Annotated in this window: 15 protein-coding genes; 5 read left to right on the top strand and 10 right to left on the bottom strand. The window is 68.5% G+C overall.

Annotation, left to right across the window (positions count from 1 at the left end; genetic code table 11):
* Positions 1-152 precede the first annotated feature (152 nt).
* The 10 genes from OU995_RS03940 to OU995_RS03985 all read right to left on the bottom strand — a co-directional run bounded on the left by OU995_RS03940 (position 153) and on the right by OU995_RS03985 (position 11,969).
* The gene (locus tag OU995_RS03940; RefSeq protein ID WP_267834122.1) at positions 153-2,567 is read right to left on the bottom strand and encodes a penicillin acylase family protein; all 2,415 of its coding nucleotides are present in this window, start codon (positions 2,565-2,567) and stop codon (positions 153-155) included.
* Positions 2,564-3,172 carry a response regulator gene (locus tag OU995_RS03945; protein ID WP_267834123.1) on the bottom strand — a complete coding sequence of 203 codons (609 nt, stop codon included), beginning with the start codon at positions 3,170-3,172 and terminating at the stop codon, positions 2,564-2,566. The genes OU995_RS03940 and OU995_RS03945 overlap by 4 nt, the downstream gene beginning before the upstream one ends.
* A 210-nt stretch (positions 3,173-3,382) precedes the next feature.
* Entirely contained in the window at positions 3,383-4,891 is a 1,509-nt protein-coding gene (locus tag OU995_RS03950) for an ABC transporter substrate-binding protein (protein ID WP_267834125.1), read from the bottom strand.
* 8 nt (positions 4,892-4,899) lie between these two features.
* The gene (locus tag OU995_RS03955; protein WP_267834127.1) at positions 4,900-5,760 is read right to left on the bottom strand and encodes an ABC transporter ATP-binding protein; all 861 of its coding nucleotides are present in this window, start codon (positions 5,758-5,760) and stop codon (positions 4,900-4,902) included.
* Positions 5,761-5,798: 38 nt separating this feature from the next.
* Positions 5,799-6,782, bottom strand: coding sequence for an ABC transporter ATP-binding protein (locus tag OU995_RS03960; protein WP_267834129.1), 984 nt, complete (start codon positions 6,780-6,782; stop codon positions 5,799-5,801).
* Positions 6,779-7,588 carry an ABC transporter permease gene (locus OU995_RS03965; protein WP_267834131.1) on the bottom strand — a complete coding sequence of 270 codons (810 nt, stop codon included), beginning with the start codon at positions 7,586-7,588 and terminating at the stop codon, positions 6,779-6,781. Before OU995_RS03965 ends, OU995_RS03960 begins: the two co-directional genes overlap by 4 nt.
* Positions 7,585-8,577 carry an ABC transporter permease gene (locus OU995_RS03970; protein WP_267834132.1) on the bottom strand — a complete coding sequence of 331 codons (993 nt, stop codon included), beginning with the start codon at positions 8,575-8,577 and terminating at the stop codon, positions 7,585-7,587. The genes OU995_RS03965 and OU995_RS03970 overlap by 4 nt, the downstream gene beginning before the upstream one ends.
* Before the next feature lie 71 nt (positions 8,578-8,648).
* Positions 8,649-9,989: an MATE family efflux transporter gene (locus tag OU995_RS03975; RefSeq protein ID WP_267834133.1), complete on the bottom strand. Its 1,341-nt coding sequence runs from the start codon at positions 9,987-9,989 to the stop codon at positions 8,649-8,651.
* Between the two features lie 245 nt (positions 9,990-10,234).
* Complete coding sequence (locus OU995_RS03980; RefSeq protein ID WP_267834134.1) at positions 10,235-10,501, bottom strand: hypothetical protein; 267 nt, start codon at positions 10,499-10,501, stop codon at positions 10,235-10,237.
* A gap of 193 nt (positions 10,502-10,694) precedes the next feature.
* A complete protein-coding gene (locus tag OU995_RS03985; RefSeq protein WP_267834135.1) occupies positions 10,695-11,969 on the bottom strand; it encodes a phospholipase A in 1,275 nt (424 codons plus the stop codon).
* 114 nt (positions 11,970-12,083) lie between these two features.
* On the opposite strand from OU995_RS03985, the gene OU995_RS03990 reads away from it, so the two are divergent.
* The 5 genes from OU995_RS03990 to OU995_RS04010 all read left to right on the top strand — a co-directional run bounded on the left by OU995_RS03990 (position 12,084) and on the right by OU995_RS04010 (position 18,659).
* Positions 12,084-13,205: a phosphodiester glycosidase family protein gene (locus OU995_RS03990; protein ID WP_267834136.1), complete on the top strand. Its 1,122-nt coding sequence runs from the start codon at positions 12,084-12,086 to the stop codon at positions 13,203-13,205.
* Positions 13,202-14,611: a hypothetical protein gene (locus OU995_RS03995; protein ID WP_267834138.1), complete on the top strand. Its 1,410-nt coding sequence runs from the start codon at positions 13,202-13,204 to the stop codon at positions 14,609-14,611. Before OU995_RS03990 ends, OU995_RS03995 begins: the two co-directional genes overlap by 4 nt.
* 112 nt (positions 14,612-14,723) lie before the next feature.
* Entirely contained in the window at positions 14,724-15,608 is an 885-nt protein-coding gene (gene murQ, locus OU995_RS04000; protein ID WP_267836168.1) for an N-acetylmuramic acid 6-phosphate etherase, read from the top strand.
* 158 nt (positions 15,609-15,766) lie between these two features.
* Positions 15,767-17,047 carry an MFS transporter gene (locus tag OU995_RS04005; protein WP_267834140.1) on the top strand — a complete coding sequence of 427 codons (1,281 nt, stop codon included), beginning with the start codon at positions 15,767-15,769 and terminating at the stop codon, positions 17,045-17,047.
* Positions 17,048-17,132: 85 nt separating this feature from the next.
* Positions 17,133-18,659, top strand: coding sequence for a glycoside hydrolase family 10 protein (locus OU995_RS04010; protein ID WP_267834142.1), 1,527 nt, complete (start codon positions 17,133-17,135; stop codon positions 18,657-18,659).
* Positions 18,660-19,204 lie beyond the last annotated feature (545 nt).

A 19,204-nucleotide genomic window follows, 5' to 3' on the forward strand; every position in this document is an offset into this window, starting at 1 on the left:
GAGCGCGGGGCGGGGCCATCATGCGCCGCGCTGGTGCCGTGGTGCCGTGGTGCCGTGGTGCCGTGGTGCGTCGGTGCGGCGGTGGTGAGGCGGTAGCGCGGTGGCCTGCGGTTAATCACCGCCGGACGCTGCCCGTCACCGCCCCAGGCCGGTCAGGGCTTGAACACCAGCCGCCCCTCGGCATGGGCCTGCACATCGGCCGGCGACATCCATTCGCGGCGGTACTGGCCCAGGGCGAGCAGCTCGGCCTGGTCGGCATAGTGCGCATCGGGCCACACACCGCTCTGGCCGACCGGGTTCACGCCCAGCGCCTCCAGGGGCCGCGCGAAGTCGATCAGGCGCCGGGTGGACGGTCCGTAGACCACCGACCAGGGCGCATCCCCGCCGCGCTGCGCGAAGTTGTTGGGCACCTCATGCCCTCCCGGCACCTGCAGCGGACCCACGTTGAACAGCCGGTCCAGCGGTTTCTGCTTGCCCAGCGGATGTTCATGCGTCAGCGTATGCACCTGGCCCCAGCGCCAGGACTCGCTTTCCGGGCCGAGCGTCTGGCGCAGATGCGCCAGTGCTGCTTTCCACGCCTGACGGACGATGTCGGCCTGGGTTTCGCGCTGCGGCGTGGCCCGGTTGTCCCACCAGGGCGAGGACGCGTCCTCCACCAGGCGGGGCAGTGCATGGTCCAGGGCGCGGGTGCGGCGCAGGTTCTCGAACTGGACCTCGCCCAATTCGTCCTTCAGCGTTGCCTTCAGCAGCTCATTGACCAACTGCACAAACAGCACCGGCGCCAGCCCGTCCGACCTGTACGAACCATTCCATCTCACCAGCGCTTCCACCAGCGGCTGCTCTTCGCCGGAGGCTGCCGCCCGCAGCAGCGGCACAAGCGGACGCAGCACCTTGGGGCCGTAATCGGTCTGCACATCCTGCTGCAGGGCCTGGCTGTTGACCAGGTCCCAGCGCTTGCCCTGGTTCAGCAGCCCATCCAGCCGCCGGCCGCGTTCTTCCAGGTTGTAGTAGCCCGGCACCGGCCGCACGCCGTCCGGCTGGAAGTTGGCTGAAACGATGTAGCCGCGCGACGGGTTTTCCTCGTGCGGGTTGTCTTCGAAGGGATAAAAACCGAGCTTGTCGGCCTCGCCCGTCCCGCCATCCAGGATGAAGCTCGGGTTCACGCCGTCGGGCCGGATCGGCAGCCTGGCTGCCGCCCACCAGCCGATGTCACCGGCCGTGTTGGCCCAGACGATGTTCAGCCCCGGCGCATGGATCAGCGAAGCCGCCGCACGGGCTTTCTCCAGCGTGTCCGCACGGTCCATCAGGTAGAACGCATCCAGCACCGGATTGTCGGTTTCCAGGAACGCCCACCACATGGCGATGGGGCGGGTGCCTTTGTCGCCGGGAATCGCATCGTTGACGATCGGACCATGCGGCGAGCGTCGCAGCGTGATCACCTGGTCCGGCTGGCCTTTGACCTTGATGACCTCCTGGCGCGAGCTCATGGCCACCCATCGGCCACCGGCCCAGACCTCATTGGCATTGGCCGGATTGACCTTCTCCGCCACGAAGTCGACGTCGTCGTTCTGGAACATGGTCAGGCTCCAGCCGAAATGCTGGTTGTGCCCGAGCAGCGCCATCGGCGTCAGCGCCAGATGGTGCCCATACAACTCGAACTGCGGTGTCTTGAGATGCGCCTCCCACCAGACGGCGGGCGCGGAGTAGGCAATGTGCGGGTCGCCCGCCAGCAGGGGCTTGCCGCTGGCGGTCCGGCTGCCGGCCACCACCCAGGCATTGCTGCCCTCAAACTGGGGAAGGCCGGCCAACGTGGCGGCGCGGTCGCTCACCGCCGCGAGTTGCGTCATGGTGGACATCCAGGACGGGTCCTGCCCGGCATGCGCCACCGGATGCTCGGCCCGCAACGCGCCGCCGGTTTTCCAGTCGAGGTCGAAGATGCGGAGGTAGTCCGGGCCCAGCTGGTCGCGGATGGCCGTCAGCGCCGGTTCGGTGCGAAAGGCCGCCGCAAAGCTGTAGGCCAGGTAACCGGCCACGCTCATGGTGTCCGCCACGGTAAAGGGCCGCTTGGGAATGCCCAGCACCTCGAACTCCAGCGGCGCGGGACGGGTGGCCTGGTAGTGATTGACCCCCTCCAGATACGCCTTGAGCGCGCGCATCGCACCCGGCTGGGCCAGCGCCCCGGCGGTGACCTGGGCGGCGGCGCGGTCGGCCCGCTCGCGGATGCCAAGGGTGCGAAACAGCCGATCCGTCTCCACCAGCTTCGGCCCGAGCACCTCGGCCAGCTCACCGCGGGACAGGCGACGCAGCATTTCCATCTGGAAGAGCCGGTCCTGGGCATGCAGATACCCCAGGGCGCGGTAGAGATCGTCTTCGTTGCGCGCCTCGATGTGAGGCACACCCCAGTTGTCGTATTGAACCTGGACCGGCGCCGTCAGCCCTTGCAGCTGAATCTCGCCACTGCGGACCGGCAGCTTGCCATGCACATGCCAGGCGGCGCCTCCTGCCCCCAGCACCAGCACCACAGCCAGCGAGACCGCGCCACGGCGCAGCCAGGTCCGAAGGGTCATGCCAGGGCCCGCCTCATCGAGGCCAGGGCTTCGACACGCTTGAGCAGCTCGCGGTCATTCCAGGGCTTGTGGAACATCCCGTACAGGCCCTGGATCTGATGCAGGCGTGCATGCAGTTCCTCATGGCCGGTGATGGCAATGATGGGCAGATCTTCGGTTTCCATCGAGCCCTGCACCGACTTGATCAGCTCGAAGCCGTCCATGTTGGGCATTTCCAGATCGGTCAGCAGCACACCAAAACGGGTCTTGGCCATCAACTCCAGGGCTTCGGTCCCGTCCTTGGCGGTCTGGGCTTCATAACCGGCTTCCTTGAACAGCTTCAGCAGCTTGGCCCGCACCACGGCGGAATCGTCCACCAGCAGCAGGGGCAGGCGCGCCGACGACGCCACCGCCACCGGCCCCACGCGGGTGGGCACGGCGGGGCTGGGCTCAGCCACCGGCGGCCGGTGGGCGTCCGGGTGCGGACGGGCCGGCGGCGGGGGCACCCCCAGGTCACGATGGTCGCCCCGGCGCACGGTGATGATCCAGATCAGCACCGCCAGAGGCACGGCAATCAGCAAGGGCAGCAGGAACGGCTGCAGATATTCGGGCAATTCAAACGGCATGCGGCTCTCCACTCCGAACCCGGCAGGCTAGCACCGGCCAGGGGCGCCACTGTAGGGGAAAAGCCCCGTGGGACGATGACCGGCGCCTGACAGCCGATGAGTTGACCAGGAGCCCCGCATTCGAGGGGCGCCACTGTGGCTCGCCCGCATCGGACTGCATCCAACTGCAACGGGCAGTTCGCAGTGTGAAAGCGGCGGTCGGCATGGTGGTCACCAACTCAGCCGGGACAGGTCGTTGGCAAACAGCGGCGAACGCTTCCAGACGCCTTTGAGCTGGGTCCTGGCCACGGTGATCCACTGCGGCTGGTAGAGGAAAGCGGCCACCGCGTCCTGCGCCACCAGGCGCTGGGCCTCGCCAAACAGCTTCAGGCGCTCGGCCGGGTCCGGGCTGGACTGCATCCTTTGGTAGAGGGCATTGAACTGTGGGCTCTGATAGCCCCAGTAATAACCGGCTCGGGCCAGGTTGCCGAAATCGTAGGGTTCGACATGGGAGATCACCGTCAGGTCATAGGCCTTGTTGGTGTACACCCCGGACAGCCATTGCGCCCACTCCACCTGCTCGATGCGGACCTTCAGCCCCACCTGGGCCAACTGGGCCACGATCAGCTCACCCGCCTGACGCGCGTACGGCACGGGCGGCAGCTTCAGCGTGAGCGACAGGCCCACGGCCCGTGCCTCTTCCAGCAGTTGGCGGGCGCCGGCCGGGTTGTAGGCATTGATGCCGGTGCAATCCACATAACCCGGGGTGTCCGGCGTCACGAAGCTGCCGATGGGCACCCCGTAGCCATCCGCACTGGCCTGGATGAGGGCCTTGCGGTCCAGGGCCATGGCAATGGCGCGACGCACCCGGACGTCGCCCAGGGGCGCGCGCTGATGGTTGATCGCCAGGATCGTCTTGGCCCGGGACGAGGAGGTGAGCACCTGAAAGCGCTGCGGCTGGGCCTTGAATTGGGACATCGCGCGGGCTGCGGCCACACGGGGGAAGCAGTCCACATCCCCGGCCAGCAGCGAGGCCACCTGGGCGGCCGGCTCGCCGATGAAACGGAACACCGCCCGAGGCACGCGGATGGCGGCGGCGTCGCGATAGTCGGGCCAGGCGGTCAGCGTGAGGCTGCTGCCCCGCTGCCAGCGCTCCAGCCGATAGGGGCCGGTGCCGACCGGCGTCTGGGCGTTGCCGGCGGCGCTGCGGGGTTCGACGATGACGGCCGTGGACTGGGCCAGCAGCGCGGGCAGGTCCGGTTCGGGCTGGCGCAGCGACAGCACCACCGTCAGCGGATCGGGCGTCTGGATGCTGGCGATGTTGGCAAAGACACGGCGGTCCTTGTTGAGGCTGTTGTCGGCTGCGGCGCGCTCGAAGCTGAAGCGCACCGTGCCGGCATCGAAGGCTTCGCCATTGTGGAAGCGGACCTTGGGGCGTAGCTGGAAGGTCCAGGTCTTCTGGTCCGGTGATGCTTTCCAGGCCGTGGCCAGCAGCGGCAGCGCACTGCCGTCGTCGGCCACCTTGGTCAGCGGTTCCAGCACGTTGTAGAGCACCACCTCGGCAATCGCCGAGGCCGCGCCGGTGGTGGGGTCCAGGCTGGTCGGCTCCAGGGTCATGCCCAGCACCACCGCCCGGCCTGCGGGCGGGGTCTGTGCCCAGGCGGGCGGGGTGAGCAGCGCAGGGCTCAGGGCGGCACTGGCCACACCGGCGGCCCCCAGGGTGAATCGACGTCGGTCCATGAGCCGCATCATGCCAAAGCGGCCAGCAGGGAGCGGGTGTAGGGGTGCTGGGGATCGCCCAGCAATGCGCCGGTGGCGCCCTGCTCCACCACCTGGCCGTGGCGCAGCACCAGGGCCTGGTCGCACAGCACCTCGACGGCGGGCAGGTCGTGGCTGACCAGCACGAGGCTGATACCGTCACGGCGCTGCAGGTCCCGCAGCAGCGACAGGATCTGCGCCTGCACCGACACGTCCAGCGCCGAGAGCGGCTCATCCGCCACGATCAGCGACGGACGGGTGGCCAGTGCGCGGGCAATGGCCAGCCGCTGGCGCTGCCCGCCGGAGAACTGATGCGGAAAGCGTTGAGCCGCGTCCGGGTCCAGTTGTACCGCCGCCAGCACCTCGATCAGGCGCTGCTCACGTTGATCGGCGGTCAGGGGCAGCAGATGCAGGGGCTCCATGATGCTGCGGCCGACCCGCCAGCGGGGATCCAGCGAGCTGTAGGGGTCCTGGAACACCATCTGCACCCGCACCCGGCGTGCGCGGCGCTGGTCGGGCGGCAGGGCGTGGATCTCCTCGCCGGACCAGCACACCTGGCCTGTGGCCGGCCGCTCCAGCGCCGTCAGCAGACGGGCCAGGGTGCTCTTGCCGGCGCCGGATTCGCCGATGACGCCCAGCGATTCACCGGGCGCCAGACGAAAATTCACGTCGCGCAGCACGTCCTTGCCGCCGTAGCGCTGGCCCAGTTGCCGGGCTTCCAGCAGTGGAGCGGCTGGGGGCGGCGGCGTTTTCAGCGCCGTGCGGGGTGGCGTTGGTGCGGGTGTCGGCAGGGGGACTGGCGCGGAGCTTGGCAGCGGCATGGGCGTGGCGGGCAGCACGAGAGTCGGCATAAGGGTCGGCACGAGCGCTGTGCCAGCCGGGGGCCGTGTCATGGCGACACCTCCCAGCAGGCCAGGCGCCCGTCCCAGGCCGGCGCTTCCCGGGCGCAGCGCGGCTGCGCCAGCGGGCATCGTGGATGGAAAGGGCACCCCGGCCCGAGCTGGGCCAGGCCCGGCACCGCGCCGGGCAGCGGATGCAGCGGCTGGTCGCGCCCGGCTCCCAGCCGAGGGCGCGCGGCCCAGAGGGCTTGGGTGTAGGGGTGCAGGGGGCGGGCCAGCAATTCAGCAGCGTCCCCCTGCTCCATCAGCCGTCCCCCATACAGCACTGCCAGCCGCTGCACGCGGCGTGCGGTCAGGGCCAGGTCGTGGGAAATCAGCAGCAGGCCCATGCCGCGTTCGGCTACCAGCGATTCAAGCAGTTCCAGCACCTGCACCCGCAGCACCGCATCCAGGGCGGTGGTGGGCTCGTCGGCGATCAGCAGGTCCGGCTCACCGGCCAGTGCCATGGCAATGAGCGCCCGTTGCCGCTGGCCGCCGGAGAGCTGGTGGGGATAGGCGTGGGCCTGGTGATCGTCCAGGCCCACCCTCACCAGCGATTCAAGCGCGCGGTGGCGGGCGCTTGTCCGGTCCGGCCTCAGGCGGTGCAGCCGCAGGGGCTCCATCACCTGGGCCAGCACGGTCTGCAGGGGATTCAGGGCTGTTAATGGCTCCTGGAAGACCATCGCCAGACGTCGCCCACGCAGGGCACACCAGGCGGGTTCGTCCAAGGGCAGCAGCGGCTGGCCGTCCAGCTCGATCTCCCCCGCCACCTGGGCGCCTTCCGGCAGCAATCCCATCAGGGCCAGCGCCGTCAGGGTCTTGCCGCTGCCGGATTCACCGATCAGGGCCAGGCTTTCCCCCCGATCCAGCGTGAGGTCCAGGCCCCGCAAGGCCTGGAGCCGCGAACCTCGCGGGCCGGGCAGCGACACGCTCAGGTCGCGCACCTGCAGCAGCGGAACGGAGGACCCCGTGGGGTGCAGCGGGCGGTGGGTCATCGCGGCAGCCCCTTCGGATCAAGCCGATCCCGCAGCCCGTCGCCCAGCAGGTTCAAGCCCAGCACCGCCAGGGTGATGGCCACCCCAGGTGCCAGCGCGAGTTGAGGCGCCTCGAACATCAGCGTCTGGGCCTCGGCCAGCAGACGGCCCCAACTCGCCTGCGGTGGCTGGGCCCCCAGGCCCAGATACGAGAGGCCCGCCTCGGCCAGGATCGCCAACGCGAACTGCGTGGTGCCCTGCACGATCAACAGGGGCAGCAGTTGCGGCAGTACATGGGTCCAGGTGATGGCCCAGGGCCCCAGGCCGGCCACCCGGGCCGCCTGGACGAAGTCCCGGGACCACCAGCTCTTGGCGCTGCCATTCACCAGCCGCGCAAAGCTCGGCACCGCATGCAGCCCGATCGCCACCATGGCGATCACCAGTCCCGGCCCCAGCGCCGCCGCCAGCACAATGGCCAGCAGCAGCGCCGGGAAGGCAAATCCCAGGTCGCAGGCACGCAGGATGACGTTTTCCACCCAGCCCCGGCGAGCGGCGGCCAGCAGGCCAAAGGCCGTGCCCCCGATCAAGCCCAGGCCCACCGCCACCACCCCCACCAGCCAGGCGCTGCGGGCGCCCACCATCAGGCGGCTGAGCACGTCTCGACCCAGTTGGTCGCAGCCCAGCCAATGGGTGGCACTGGGGCTGGCCAGACGCTGGTTCATGTCGATCGCATCCGGCGGGAAGGGTGTCCAGACCAGCGACAGCAGCGCCACCACCAGCATCACGGCGGTGATCAGAAGGCCGGCACTCAGGCGGACCCGGCTCATGCGTCAGGCCTCGTGCGCAGACGCGGATCGATCCAGCCATGGAGCACGTCCACCGCCAGGTTGAGCAGCAGCACCAGGGTGGTGAGCAGCATGACGCCATTGCGCACGACCACCAGGTCGCGGTTGGCAATCGCCTTGGCCAGCAACTGACCCAGGCCGGGCAAGGTGAAGACGTTTTCGATGACGATGGCGCCGGCCAGCAGATTGGCAAACTGCAAGCCGCCCAGGGTGAGCAGCGGAATGGCGGCATGTCGCAGACCGTGGCGCCACAGTGCGGCCCGGCGGCTCAGGCCTTTGGCACGGGCGCTGCGCATGAAGTCTTCGCGGGCGACATCCAGCAGCGCCGATCGGGCAATGCGCGCCAGGATCGCTGCCTGCACAAGGGCGAGTGACACCGCTGGCAGCAGCAGCGCCTGCAAACCTGGCCACAGCCCCCCACCCAGGCCCCCCCCCAGCTCGGCGCTCCATCCGGGGAAGCCACCGGCGGAGACCCATTGCCACTTCACCGCAAACAGCAGCACCAGCAGCATGCCCAACCAGAAACTCGGCACCGCCAGGCCCAACTGGGTGAGGCCCATCACGAGCTGGTCGCCCCAGCGGCCGTGCTGGCTGGCGGCCCACCAGCCGGCGGCCAGCGCCAGCACCACGGTCAGGGCCATGGCCAGCACCGACAAGGGCAGCGTGACGGCCAGCCGTTCCATCAGCAGTTGGTTGACCGGCGCGCCGTCATAGGCGGACGACACCCCCATGTCACCCCGGGCAAGGCCGTGGAGCCAACCGGCATAACGCACCCAGCCCGGCTGATCCAGGCCCAGTTGGCGTTCCCGTTCGGCCACCGCTTCAGGGGTGGCGTCGGGTCCAAGCGCCAGTTGGGCGGCATTGCCGGGCAGCCAGTCCAGGGCCACAAAAATCAGCGCCGAGGCGGCCAGCAGCGTGATCAGCAGCAAGCCCAGGCGCTTGGTCAGGTACACCATAGCGGGGCGGATCATAAAGGGCTGGCGCATGCCGCCCCGGCACGGGGGGCAGCGGCTGGCCACCAGTGGCCGGCGGCCGCCGCTGATCACGCATGTGCCCGGTGCAGCCGACGGTGTACCGCCCTCGCCTTGGGCACCCAGCCCAGGCGCGCCCAGCGCCGCCACATCAGCAGCCCGCGAATCCATTCATCGGCCGCGTAGGCGATCCACAGCCCCACCAGCCCCAGGCCCAGCACTTCCCCCAGCAGCCAGCTGCCGCCAGCCAGCACCACCAGCATGGAACCAGCACCGACCATCACCGGATACCGCGCATCGCCCGCAGCACGCAGCGCATTGATCACCACCAGATTGAAGGTGCGACCGGGCTCCAGGAGGATGGTCAAGCCCATCAGGATGACGGCCGTGTGGACGATGTCTTCATCCTGCGTGAACAGGTGCAGCAGCCAGGGGGACGCCAGCGCCATGGCGGAGGCCACCACCACACTGATGGCCAGCCCGCGGGCCAGGGCGCGGCGCACCAGCCGGTGGGCTTCATGCAGTTGACCGGCGCCGATCAGGTGCCCCACCACAATCTCGGCCGCAAACCCTGTGGCCAGGCCGGGCAGCAGCACGAAGTACATCAACTGCGAGGCATAACTGTGCGCGGCCAGCGCCGACGCGCCCAGGTGGCCGGCGACCGCAATGCTCACCATGTAGGCCAGGCGATAGGCAATGTTTTCGGCGGCGCCGGGCAGGCCGATATGCAGCACGGCGGCCAGTTCCGGACGAGGCAGCCGCCACCAGTCCGACCAGGAGGGGCGCAGGGAGAGACGTTCGCGCCAGAGCCAGACATGCAGCCCCAGGCCGAGGCCGCGGCTGAGGCAGAGCGACAAGGCAAAGCCGGGCAGGCCAAAGATGGGCATCAGCGTCACCGACAGCAGCAGTTGCGCCACCTGCATGGCGATCAGCACCATCAGCGTGTCCCGGCTGCGCAGGTGGGCGCGCATGACGCTGGCCATCGACGCATTCCAGGCGTCCAGCATCATGGCCGGGGCCAGGGCCATCAAGAAGGGGTGGGCCAGCGGCAGCACCGAAGGCGGTGCATTCATCAATTGCAGCAGCGGGCCGGCAAACAGCAGCGCCAGCACCCCGGTGGAGCCGCCCAGCCAGCTGCTGGCGCCAAGGGCGGCGCGGGCCGTGGCATCGGCCACCGGACGCCGACCGCTGCCCAGGGCCTGGGTGATCACCACGCTGATGCCGGCGCCGATGATCCGGAACAGGATGAACAGGGTGGCGGCCACCTGGTTGGCCAGGGCGAAAGCGGCCCCGGCGGCATCGGACACCCGCGCGGCCAGCATGGTGCCGATCAGCCCGACGGCAATGTTCAGGCACAACTCCAGGAACAGGGGCCAGGCCAGGGCAAACAGGCGCGGGGACGAAGACGACATGGGCAACAGCGGCAGGGCGGGGACACGACGGCACCGGCGGTCCGCCGTTCGTCAACGCAGCGGCATTGTGGCGCTCAGGGGCGCTGCACGGTGCATCGGTCGGGTGACCAACGTGAGGCAGTTGCGCCGGGGCGTCAGCGCGGGAGGTTTTCGTTGTGAGGATGCCTCATCCGGGACCTCATCCCGGTCCACATCCAGGACCTCATCCGGGGCTGAACATCGCACACCGGGGTGGCAAGCCTGAGTCAGGACGAGCCATTGGACGGGGCCGACGGGGCCGCCGGGGCCCGAACGGGCGGAGGTTCGCCACGGATGAAGGCGATCCGTTCCTCGTCGGTGGCCTGCCTCAATTCAAGGAGTTCGGCGCGTGGCCCATACAGCTCGTCCAGTTCTTCCTGAATGAAGGCATGCGGCGGCGACACGACCCGAAGGGCGCGTATCCAGCGGCAGGGCCGTCCGTCCAGGCGGTAGTCCACCACCCAGAGCACGCAGCCATCCAAGACGTGAGCCATCGAGCCAGCCTATCCCGGCCAGGGCTTGAGCGCCATTGGTGAGAGCCAGCGGAAGCCGTCCGATTCATGCAATCCCGCACACGCAACTGCAGGTCACTCAAGCGGACGGCAGCCAGGGACGATGCGTTGTGGCCGGTGCGCCATGAGCGATGGGCATTGCGGACTGCGGACTGCGGACTGCGGATTGCCCCCCTCACTTCCACTCCACCACCGAAATCCCGAGGCCCAGCCGTGTTTCCCGGAAGTTGTAGTCGATCAGGCTTTCTCCATACCCGCTGAACAGCTGGGCATAGCCGTGCAAGCCGCCGCCGATCGGGAAGGCCCATTCGAACTGCGCCGAGCCGCGCGACCGGTCACCGGATCGCAATGAATGCCGCAACTGCAGGGCCAATACATGGCGCCCCCACTTTTGGGTGATCAGCGCTTCACCGCGGCCCACATAGTCCTCAATGCCAGGGTTGTCGTCGGAGCTGGCCGATTCCTTGAATCGCAACCACGGCCGCAGGGCCACAACCGTGTCATTGCGTTCCAGGCTCAGTTCACCAATCAACCGATTCCAGCTTCTGGAATAGGGTTGGCTGCGCCCGTTGGACTGGTGGTTCAGGCTCAGGCTGGCCATGCGAGCCGTCCAGCCAAACGGCAGGCCGACACCCATGCCGTGGGTGAGGAGGATCTCCGGCTCGTAATTGGTTTCACGAAAGGGCCGGGAGATCCGTCCGTTGTAGACCTGCCAGCGCGACGACTGGGTGTAGCCGCCCCAGACCGCCAGGGTGCCGTGGTCGTTCAGGCTCCAGAGCTTGGACTTGAGACTGACCTGGAACTTGGCTTCGTTTTTGTCCAGGTTGAGCGCCTGCACCACACCGTTGTCCGGCGACTCTGAATTGCGCGGCGCCTGATTGGCGCGGGAAGTCCATGACACCGGCAGCAGATAGACCGGCTTGTAGGGGCGCGGCAGGAAGGCCGGCAACTGGTCACTGCAGGAGAGCTCCCAACGCTCCGAGAGCGTGGAGCCCAGATATTCACGCGCGCTGCCCGTGGCCTTCGGGCGGGCGCAGGGGTCGGTGGGGTCATTGGCGGCGGGCAGATTGGGCGTCGCCACAGGGACCAGCGCAATGCCGTTGGTGGCCACACCGCCCAGGGTCGGCGGCGCGGTGACCGGCTCCGGCAACAGCCGTCCATGCGCACGGTCATAACAGGTCAGCCGGTCTTTGGCGTCCGGAATGCGGGTGCAGGCTTCGGCGGACAGCGGTGGGCCGGAGGCGGCCAGCGTCGGCGCGGGGGCCTGTGGCGCTGGTGCGGGTGCGGGTGCGGGCGGTGGTGCGGGCGCTGGTGCGGTCCCCAGCGCAGAGAACGCTGCCGACGCTGGCGGCGTCACGCCCTGGGCATGGCTGGGCAGCAGACCTGCCGCACCCATCAGGCTGACCATCGCGATCACGGCACCAAGGCCGGGCTGACACAAGATTTTCACTGAAGACTCCCATCAAGGCCGCGCCTCATGGCAAATGGAATGCCCGGGGGAGGGGGGAGGTCCCAGCCGACCCGGCCCGTTGGCGGTCCGTGAAGGCTCCCTAGAATGCCGCCCATGGCCCCTTGCCACACCCCGCCCCCTGTTGATGTGCCGACCGCACGATGGTCCCAGCGCGTGTGCCACACCCGAGCGTTACGGCAGTTCCGGGGGTGGCTGCAACGGCAGCATGGGGTGGTGGCCGGCGTCTTTGTGTCGGTGGCCCTGCTGGCCGGTTGTGCATCACCTTCAGCGCCCCCAGCGGTTTCGCCGCCGTCGCCCCTCGCCTGGATTCCCGTGGAGGGTGCCGCCGGTCTGCTGTACGCCCGGGACACCGGCAGCCCGGGCCAGGTCTTGCATTGGCTGCGGCTGGATCTGCAGGATCCGACCCTGTCGCTCTCCCTCACCGGCCCGGAACAGAAGGGCAGGACGCTGGACCGGTTCAACGGCGCCACCCAGGCCCTGGCGGCGCTCAACGCCTCGTTCTTCACCAAGCGCTTCGAGCCGCGTGGGTGGACGGTGTCGTCGGGCCAGGCGTGGGCGCCCGTGATTGCCGCAGCCGACAGCCCGATGCTCAGTTGCGACCGCAGCGATCAATGCCAACTCGCCCTCACCCGCCCGGTGTCTGCCCCGCAGGACAGCTGGCTGGCCGTGTCCGGCACGCCCTGGCTGGTGCGGGATGGCATTGCGAGGCAGCCCACTGACGATGCGGGTTGCGGGTTCTGCGCGGCCCGACATCCCCGGACAGCGCTGGGGCTGGACAGCAGCGGGCACCTGCTGACCCTGGTTCTGGTGGAGGGCCGGCGGGTGGAAGCCGAAGGGCTGACCCTGAGCGACCTGGCTCAGCGCATGCGCGCACAGGGTGTGCTGCAAGCGCTGAATCTGGATGGAGGCGGCAGCACCGCCTTGCTGCTGACGGGGCGGCTGGTCACCAGCCGGCCCTTCAATGAACCGATGCTTCGTCCCTTGGCGAATGCTCTGCTGATCCATCGCGTGGAAACAGTGCGGATGCCGACGGAGGCACCGACGGGTTCAGGTTCGGGAACGCCATCCGCACCAACACTCTCTGCCGCGCTGGCTCATGAAATCATGCCGACTTCGCCTGCAACGTCAGAGCGCCAGATGGCAACCCTTCCCAAGCCGACTCCTGCTGGAGCCCCTGCCCTCCAGCGCCCCTCTCCATCCACGCCGCGCCCATGACCACCGCCCAGCCTCTCGGCCCCCCCCAAGGCCCCTCCCCGTACAGCCTCCCGTCGCGCTGGACGCTGCTTGTAGCTGCCGCATTGCTGGCCGCTTGTGCCACCCAAACGCCCGCACCGGTGCCCCCCACCGGCCGCCCTGGCGCAGCCGCCAACGACTTCAGCCCCGCCGCGTTGCAAGCGCTGCGCCCCGCCCAGTTCCGTTCCACCGTGGGCTCGGCCGCGCAGGCACGGGACCGCATGGAGCTGGACCGGGCCCGCCTGCGCGGCGCGGTGGCCGTGGCCCGTGCCAATCCGCAGGACACGGCCGCCTTGCGCGAACTGGCCGAAGGCCTGCGTCTGGCCGCCCACTACAACTTCGAGCTGGACACCGCCCGCCCGGCCCTGCTGGCCGCCCTGCCCACCCTGGACCGCCAGCCACCGGACGTCCAACGCCCACTGCTGACGGCGGCCTACACGCTCTATCCGCAGGACGCGGCGCCGCTGCTGCGAGACCTGCTCCCCAAACTCTCAACGCCGCGCGAATTCGCCATCGCCGCCTACACGCTGCTGCGCAGCCGGCAGCCCGCCGATCAGGCGCTGGTGCGCTCCCAGCTGGTGCAGCGGGACACGGCCGAACCCCGGCTGCAGGCGTTGGCGCAGGCCCTGTCCGTGGCTGAAGGCCATGCACAGCCGGCCCGTCCGCCGCTGGCCGATCTGCTGGCGCTGCGGCCCGGCTTCCCGGTGGTGTTCAGCTTCCAGCGTCCGGGCCGCCAGCAGATGGGCCTGGCCTTGGTCCGGCAAGCGGATGGGCGGTTCGTGCGGCGCAGTGATGGTGGTGTTTTCCATATCGCTCAACTGGCGCTCTCCAGCAGCGGTTTGCCTGGCACCATCACCCTGGGCAACACCCCCCAAGGCCTGTTTGCCATTCAGGGCGCGGGCCGGGCGGCCACCAATGTGTGGATCGGCCCCACGCCCTATCTCCATTCCAAGGTGCCGGTCGAGGCGAGCGTGGCGGACTTTGAACAACGCCAGGCCGGTGCGGCGGAACCGGGCTGGTCCCTGGACCGTTACCGCGCCCTGCTCCCCGCCAGCTGGCAGGCCTACCCGCCGCTGCAGGAAGCCTGGCTGGCCGGGCTGGCTGGCCGTGACGAGATGCTGATGCATGGCAGCACCATCGACCCGCGTTATTACCAGGGCAGCAGCTACTTCCCGGGCACGCCCTCGGACGGCTGCATGGTCGCCATGGAATATTGGGATGCGGCCGGCACCATGGTGCATAGCGACCAGCTGGCGCTGCTGCAGGCGTTTACCAACCAGGGGCGTGACCGGGGTTACCTGGTGCTGGTGGAGCTGGACGCCGCCCCTCGGCCGGTGAGCCTGGCGGAGGTGATCGACGCGGTGGTGCAGGCGGAAAGCAGGCTGTGAGTCGGTGAGTGCCCGCCCCTCATGCCCGGATTACCACCGGTTATGGCGACAGCGGCCCCTTGTATTGGCCGACACCCGCCGCGCAGACTAGAGTGGCGGCGCCATGCTCAACATCCTCAATACCGAGACCCCCAGCCAGCGGCATCCGGACCTGGACCTCTACGACAGTGTCCGGTTGGTGGAGGCCTTGGTGGACGACCAGCAAACCGCGCTGGACGCCGTGCGTGCCGCAGGCCCCGCGCTGGCCGCTGCCGTCGAAGCTGCGGTGCCGCGCATGGCGGCGGGGGGCCGGTTGCTGTATGCCGGCGCCGGCACCTCCGGGCGGCTGGGTGTGCTGGACAGCGTGGAACTCACCCCCACCTTTTCCTGGCCGGCCGAGCGCGCGGTGGCGCTGATCGCTGGCGGTGAATCTGCGATGTTCATGGCGGTGGAAGGGGCGGAGGACAACACGCTGCAAGGCCAGAAGGACCTCGAGGCCGTCCAACCCGGCCCGAATGATGTGCTGCTGGCCATTGCCGCTTCCGGCCAGACCCCCTACGTGCTGGGCGCCTTGGCCGCTGCCCGCCAGGCGGGGTGCCTGACGGTGGGCCTGGCCAACAACGCCGGCGCTGCCGTGCTGGCGGCGAGCGACCATCCCATCCTGCTGGACACCGGCGCCGAGATCATCTCCGGCAGCACCCGGCTCAAAGCGGGCACGGCGCAGAAGATCGCCCTCAACAGCTTCTCCAGCGCCCTGATGGTCCGGCTGCACAAGGTCTACGGCAACCTGATGGTGGACATGAAGGCCACCAATGCCAAGCTGGTGCGCCGCGCGGTGGCCCTGACGATGCGGGCCGCCGGTGTGGATGAGCCCAGCGCCCGCCAGGCCCTGGAACACTGCAACTTCAGTGTGAAAACGGCGGTCGTGATGCTGCTCAAGCAGTTGCCCGCCGAGCAGGCGGCTGCGCTGCTGGACCACCACGCCGGCAACGTGCGCCGGGCCTTGGCCCGGCAGTGATCGTCCTTCAGCGCCCACGGCATGGGCGGTGAGACACTTCGTCCATGCAGGCCGAATCCACACCTTCCCAGCCCCCATCTTCCCAGCCCCCATCTTCCCCGCCCCCATCCTCCCCGCCCGCTTCTTCCCCCCTCCCCACTCCCCAGCCGCCCTCCACCGTGTCCAGCACCGCCCCCGCCCGCGCCCCCTGGGGATGGGTGCCCTCGCTCTATTTTGTGCAGGGCATTCCCTATGTGGTGGTGATGTCGCTCTCTACCGTCATCTACAAGAACATGTCGGTGTCCAACACCGACCTGGCCCTCTACACCAGCGGGCTTTACCTGCCGTGGGTGATCAAGCCGCTGTGGTCGCCCCTGGTGGAAATGTTTGGCACCAAGCGCTTGTGGACCACGCTGCTGCAGCTGGGCATGGGCGCCGCATTGGCGGCCGTGGCGCTGACGCTGCCGATGAACCACTTCTTCCAACTCTCGCTGGCGATGTTCTGGTTGATGGCCTTTGCATCGGCCTCCCATGACATTGCCGCCGATGGCTTTTACATGCTGGCGCTTCCACAGCATCAGCAGGCAGCCTTTGTGGGGGTGCGGTCCACCTTCTACCGGCTGGCCAATATCGCCTGCAACGGTGGCATGGTGTGGCTGGCGGGCGAGCTGCATGAAGAAGGGCAGGATTGGGCTCACGCCTGGCAAACCGTGCTGGCGCTGGTGGCAGCGGTGTTGATCGGCCTGGCGGTCTTCCACGCCTGGCGCCTGCCCCGGCCGGCCCCGGACACCCCCGCGCCCCGCGCCGACCGCCAGTGGCGGCATTTCTTTGCCATCTTTGCCGAGTTCTTCCGCAAGCCCGGGCTGGCGGTGATCATCGGCTTTCTGCTGCTCTACCGATTTCCGGAAGCGCAGCTGCTGAAACTCGCCACCCCCTTTTTGTTGGATCCGGTCAGCGTCGGCGGGCTCGGGCTGGACAACAAGGCCGTGGGCCTGGCCTACGGCACCGTGGGCCTTGTGGCACTGACCCTGGGTGGGCTGCTGGGCGGCTGGATCATTTCCAAGGTCGGCCTGAAGCGGGCGTTGTGGCCCCTGGTGCTGGCCATGCATCTGCCCAATGTCGTGTTCCTGGCGATGGCCTGGAGCCATCCGGGCTCGTTGTGGATCATCTGCGCCGCGCTGGCGGTGGAACAGTTCGGTTATGGCCTCGGCTTCACCGCCTACCTGATGTTCATGATCCTGGTGGCCGAGGGCCCGCACAAGACGGCGCACTATGCGCTGTGTACCGGGTTCATGGCCCTGGGCATGATGGTGCCCGGCATGTGGAGCGGCTGGCTGCAGGATCAGCTGGGGTACCTGCACTTCTTTGGGTGGGTGCTGGTGGCGGCCGTGCCGGCTCTGATCATGACGGCCCAGATCCGGGTACCGGAAGGGTTTGGCAAGAAGCAAGCTGAGGCCTGATACGGCTGGACCTGCCGCCACCCGGGGTATCGTCCGGCACCCGTCAGTCTCTGACAGTACTCCCCACTTGAGGAACCCTGACCCCATGCAACGGCGACGTCTGATCCACGCAGCTCTGGGATGGCCCGCGCTGGGCATGGGCGCCCATGTCCTCACCGGTTGCGCCTCGGCCGCCCGGCCGGTTCCACCCACCACCGAGCCGGCCAGCGGGCCGCCGGCCGTCCCCCGGGAGTTTCGGGGCGTGTGGGTGGCCACGGTGGCCAACATCGACTGGCCGAGCCGCCGCGGGCTGCCCGCCGAGCAGCAGATCACCGAAATCCGGCAGTTGCTCGACACCGCCCGGGACCTGCGCCTGAATGCCATCGTGCTGCAAGTGCGCACCAGTGCGGACGCGCTGTATGCCTCTTCGCTGGAACCCTGGAGTGAATATCTCACCGGCGTGCAAGGCCAGTCACCGGGCTACGACCCCTTGGCCGTGTGGTTGGCGGAGGCCCACGCCCGGGGGTTGGAGCTGCATGCCTGGATCAACCCGTATCGCGCCCGGCAGAGCGGTGGCCGCTCCGCGCCCGCCGCCCAGCATGTCAGCCGCAGGCGTCCGGATTGGGTGAAGACCTATGGCGATCAACTCTGGATCGACCCGGGCGAGCCGGAAGCGGCCGAACACACCCTGGCCGTCTGCCGGGACCTGCTCACCCGGTACGCGTTGGATGGCCTGCACATCGACGACTATTTCTACCCCTACCCGGTGCAGGACGCCGCCAAGCAGGAGGTCGACTTTCCGGATGAGCCCAGTTGGCAGCGATATCTGTCGCAAGGCGGCAGCCTGAGCCGCGCCGACTGGCGCCGCGACAACGTCGATCGGCTGGTGGAGCGTCTGCATGCGCTGGTCCGCGAGCTGCGGCCGGCCGCACGCCTGGGCATCAGCCCCTTCGGATTGCCGCGTCCGGCCCTCCGGCCAGCGGGCATTGAAGGCTTCTCCCAATATGACAAGCTCTATGCGGACGTAGAACGCTGGTTGTCCGAGGGCTGGCTGGATTACCTGGCGCCTCAGCTGTACTGGCCACGGGCGCAGAAACCGCAGGCGTTTGAGCCGCTGCTGCGCGCCTGGCAGGGTTTGAATGGGAAGCAGCGGCATGTCTGGCCCGGCCTGTTCACCAGCAAGGCGGTGACCGATGCGGCCGGTTGGGCCCCGGACGAAATCCCGGCGCAGATCGAGATATGCCGGGCCAGCCCTGCCGCCGGCGGTCATCTGCACTTCAGCATGGTGCCACTGGCCCAGAACCGCCGCGGACTGACCACCTTGCTGCATCAGGGTGTCTATGCCGAGCCTGCCCTGCCGCCGACCACGCAGTGGCTGTCCGCTCCGCCCTGCGGCCCCGTCCAATTGCTGCGCCAGCGCACCGGTGATCTGCAACTCGTGACCCAGGATGGCGCACCCGCACGCTTGTTCGCCCTGTGGCGACGCGCCGCGCACCGCGGCGAGGCGGCGTGGCGCCTGGCGCTGATCGCCCCGGACGGACGGGTGCCTGCGCCCGAGGCCGGCGAAACCCTGGTGGTCCGCGCCATCAACGCGCTGAATTCAGAAGGCCCTGCCGCCACGTTCATCGTCTGACCCGCCTGGGCTCAGACACAAACTGTCGATTCCGCGCAACGTCTGACGGACTCTAGGGGCGATTCTCAACCCCCGAGGAAACCCTCTTGAATGGCGGTTTGCGCGGCCACCGGCGCCAATGACGGGTGGCACGCTGACGCAGTGTTGCTGCGTGTCGTCAGTCTGCTGGCGCCTGTTATTTCTTGTCACAAACCTTCAACATCCGGCCGGGAGACTCGCGTCCGTGAATCGCCGAGGCGGGTTCCGGCACGCCGGAAAACTGCTGCTGGCACAAAGTGAGCAGGACAGGAGCAAACCCTAGTGCGATGGTGTTGGTCGCATTGCTGGGCTGTGACTCGACTGGTAGGCTTTTTGCTTGAGATCAAGCAGAGGTCGGCATTTCGACTTCTCACAAAGGTAGAGGGTGGCTGGTTGATAGAGGCCGGCGGTCGCGATTTTCGGGCCGCAACAAGAGATGCAAAACGTTTGCGAGGTGTGGTGCCTCCCTTCGATTTGCCGAAAAAGGTCCGGAAGGGGCGAGGGATGCCTTCCATGCAGCCGCGGAT

This window comes from Roseateles sp. SL47 (genome assembly GCF_026625885.1).
Lineage (GTDB): Bacteria > Pseudomonadota > Gammaproteobacteria > Burkholderiales > Burkholderiaceae_C > Roseateles.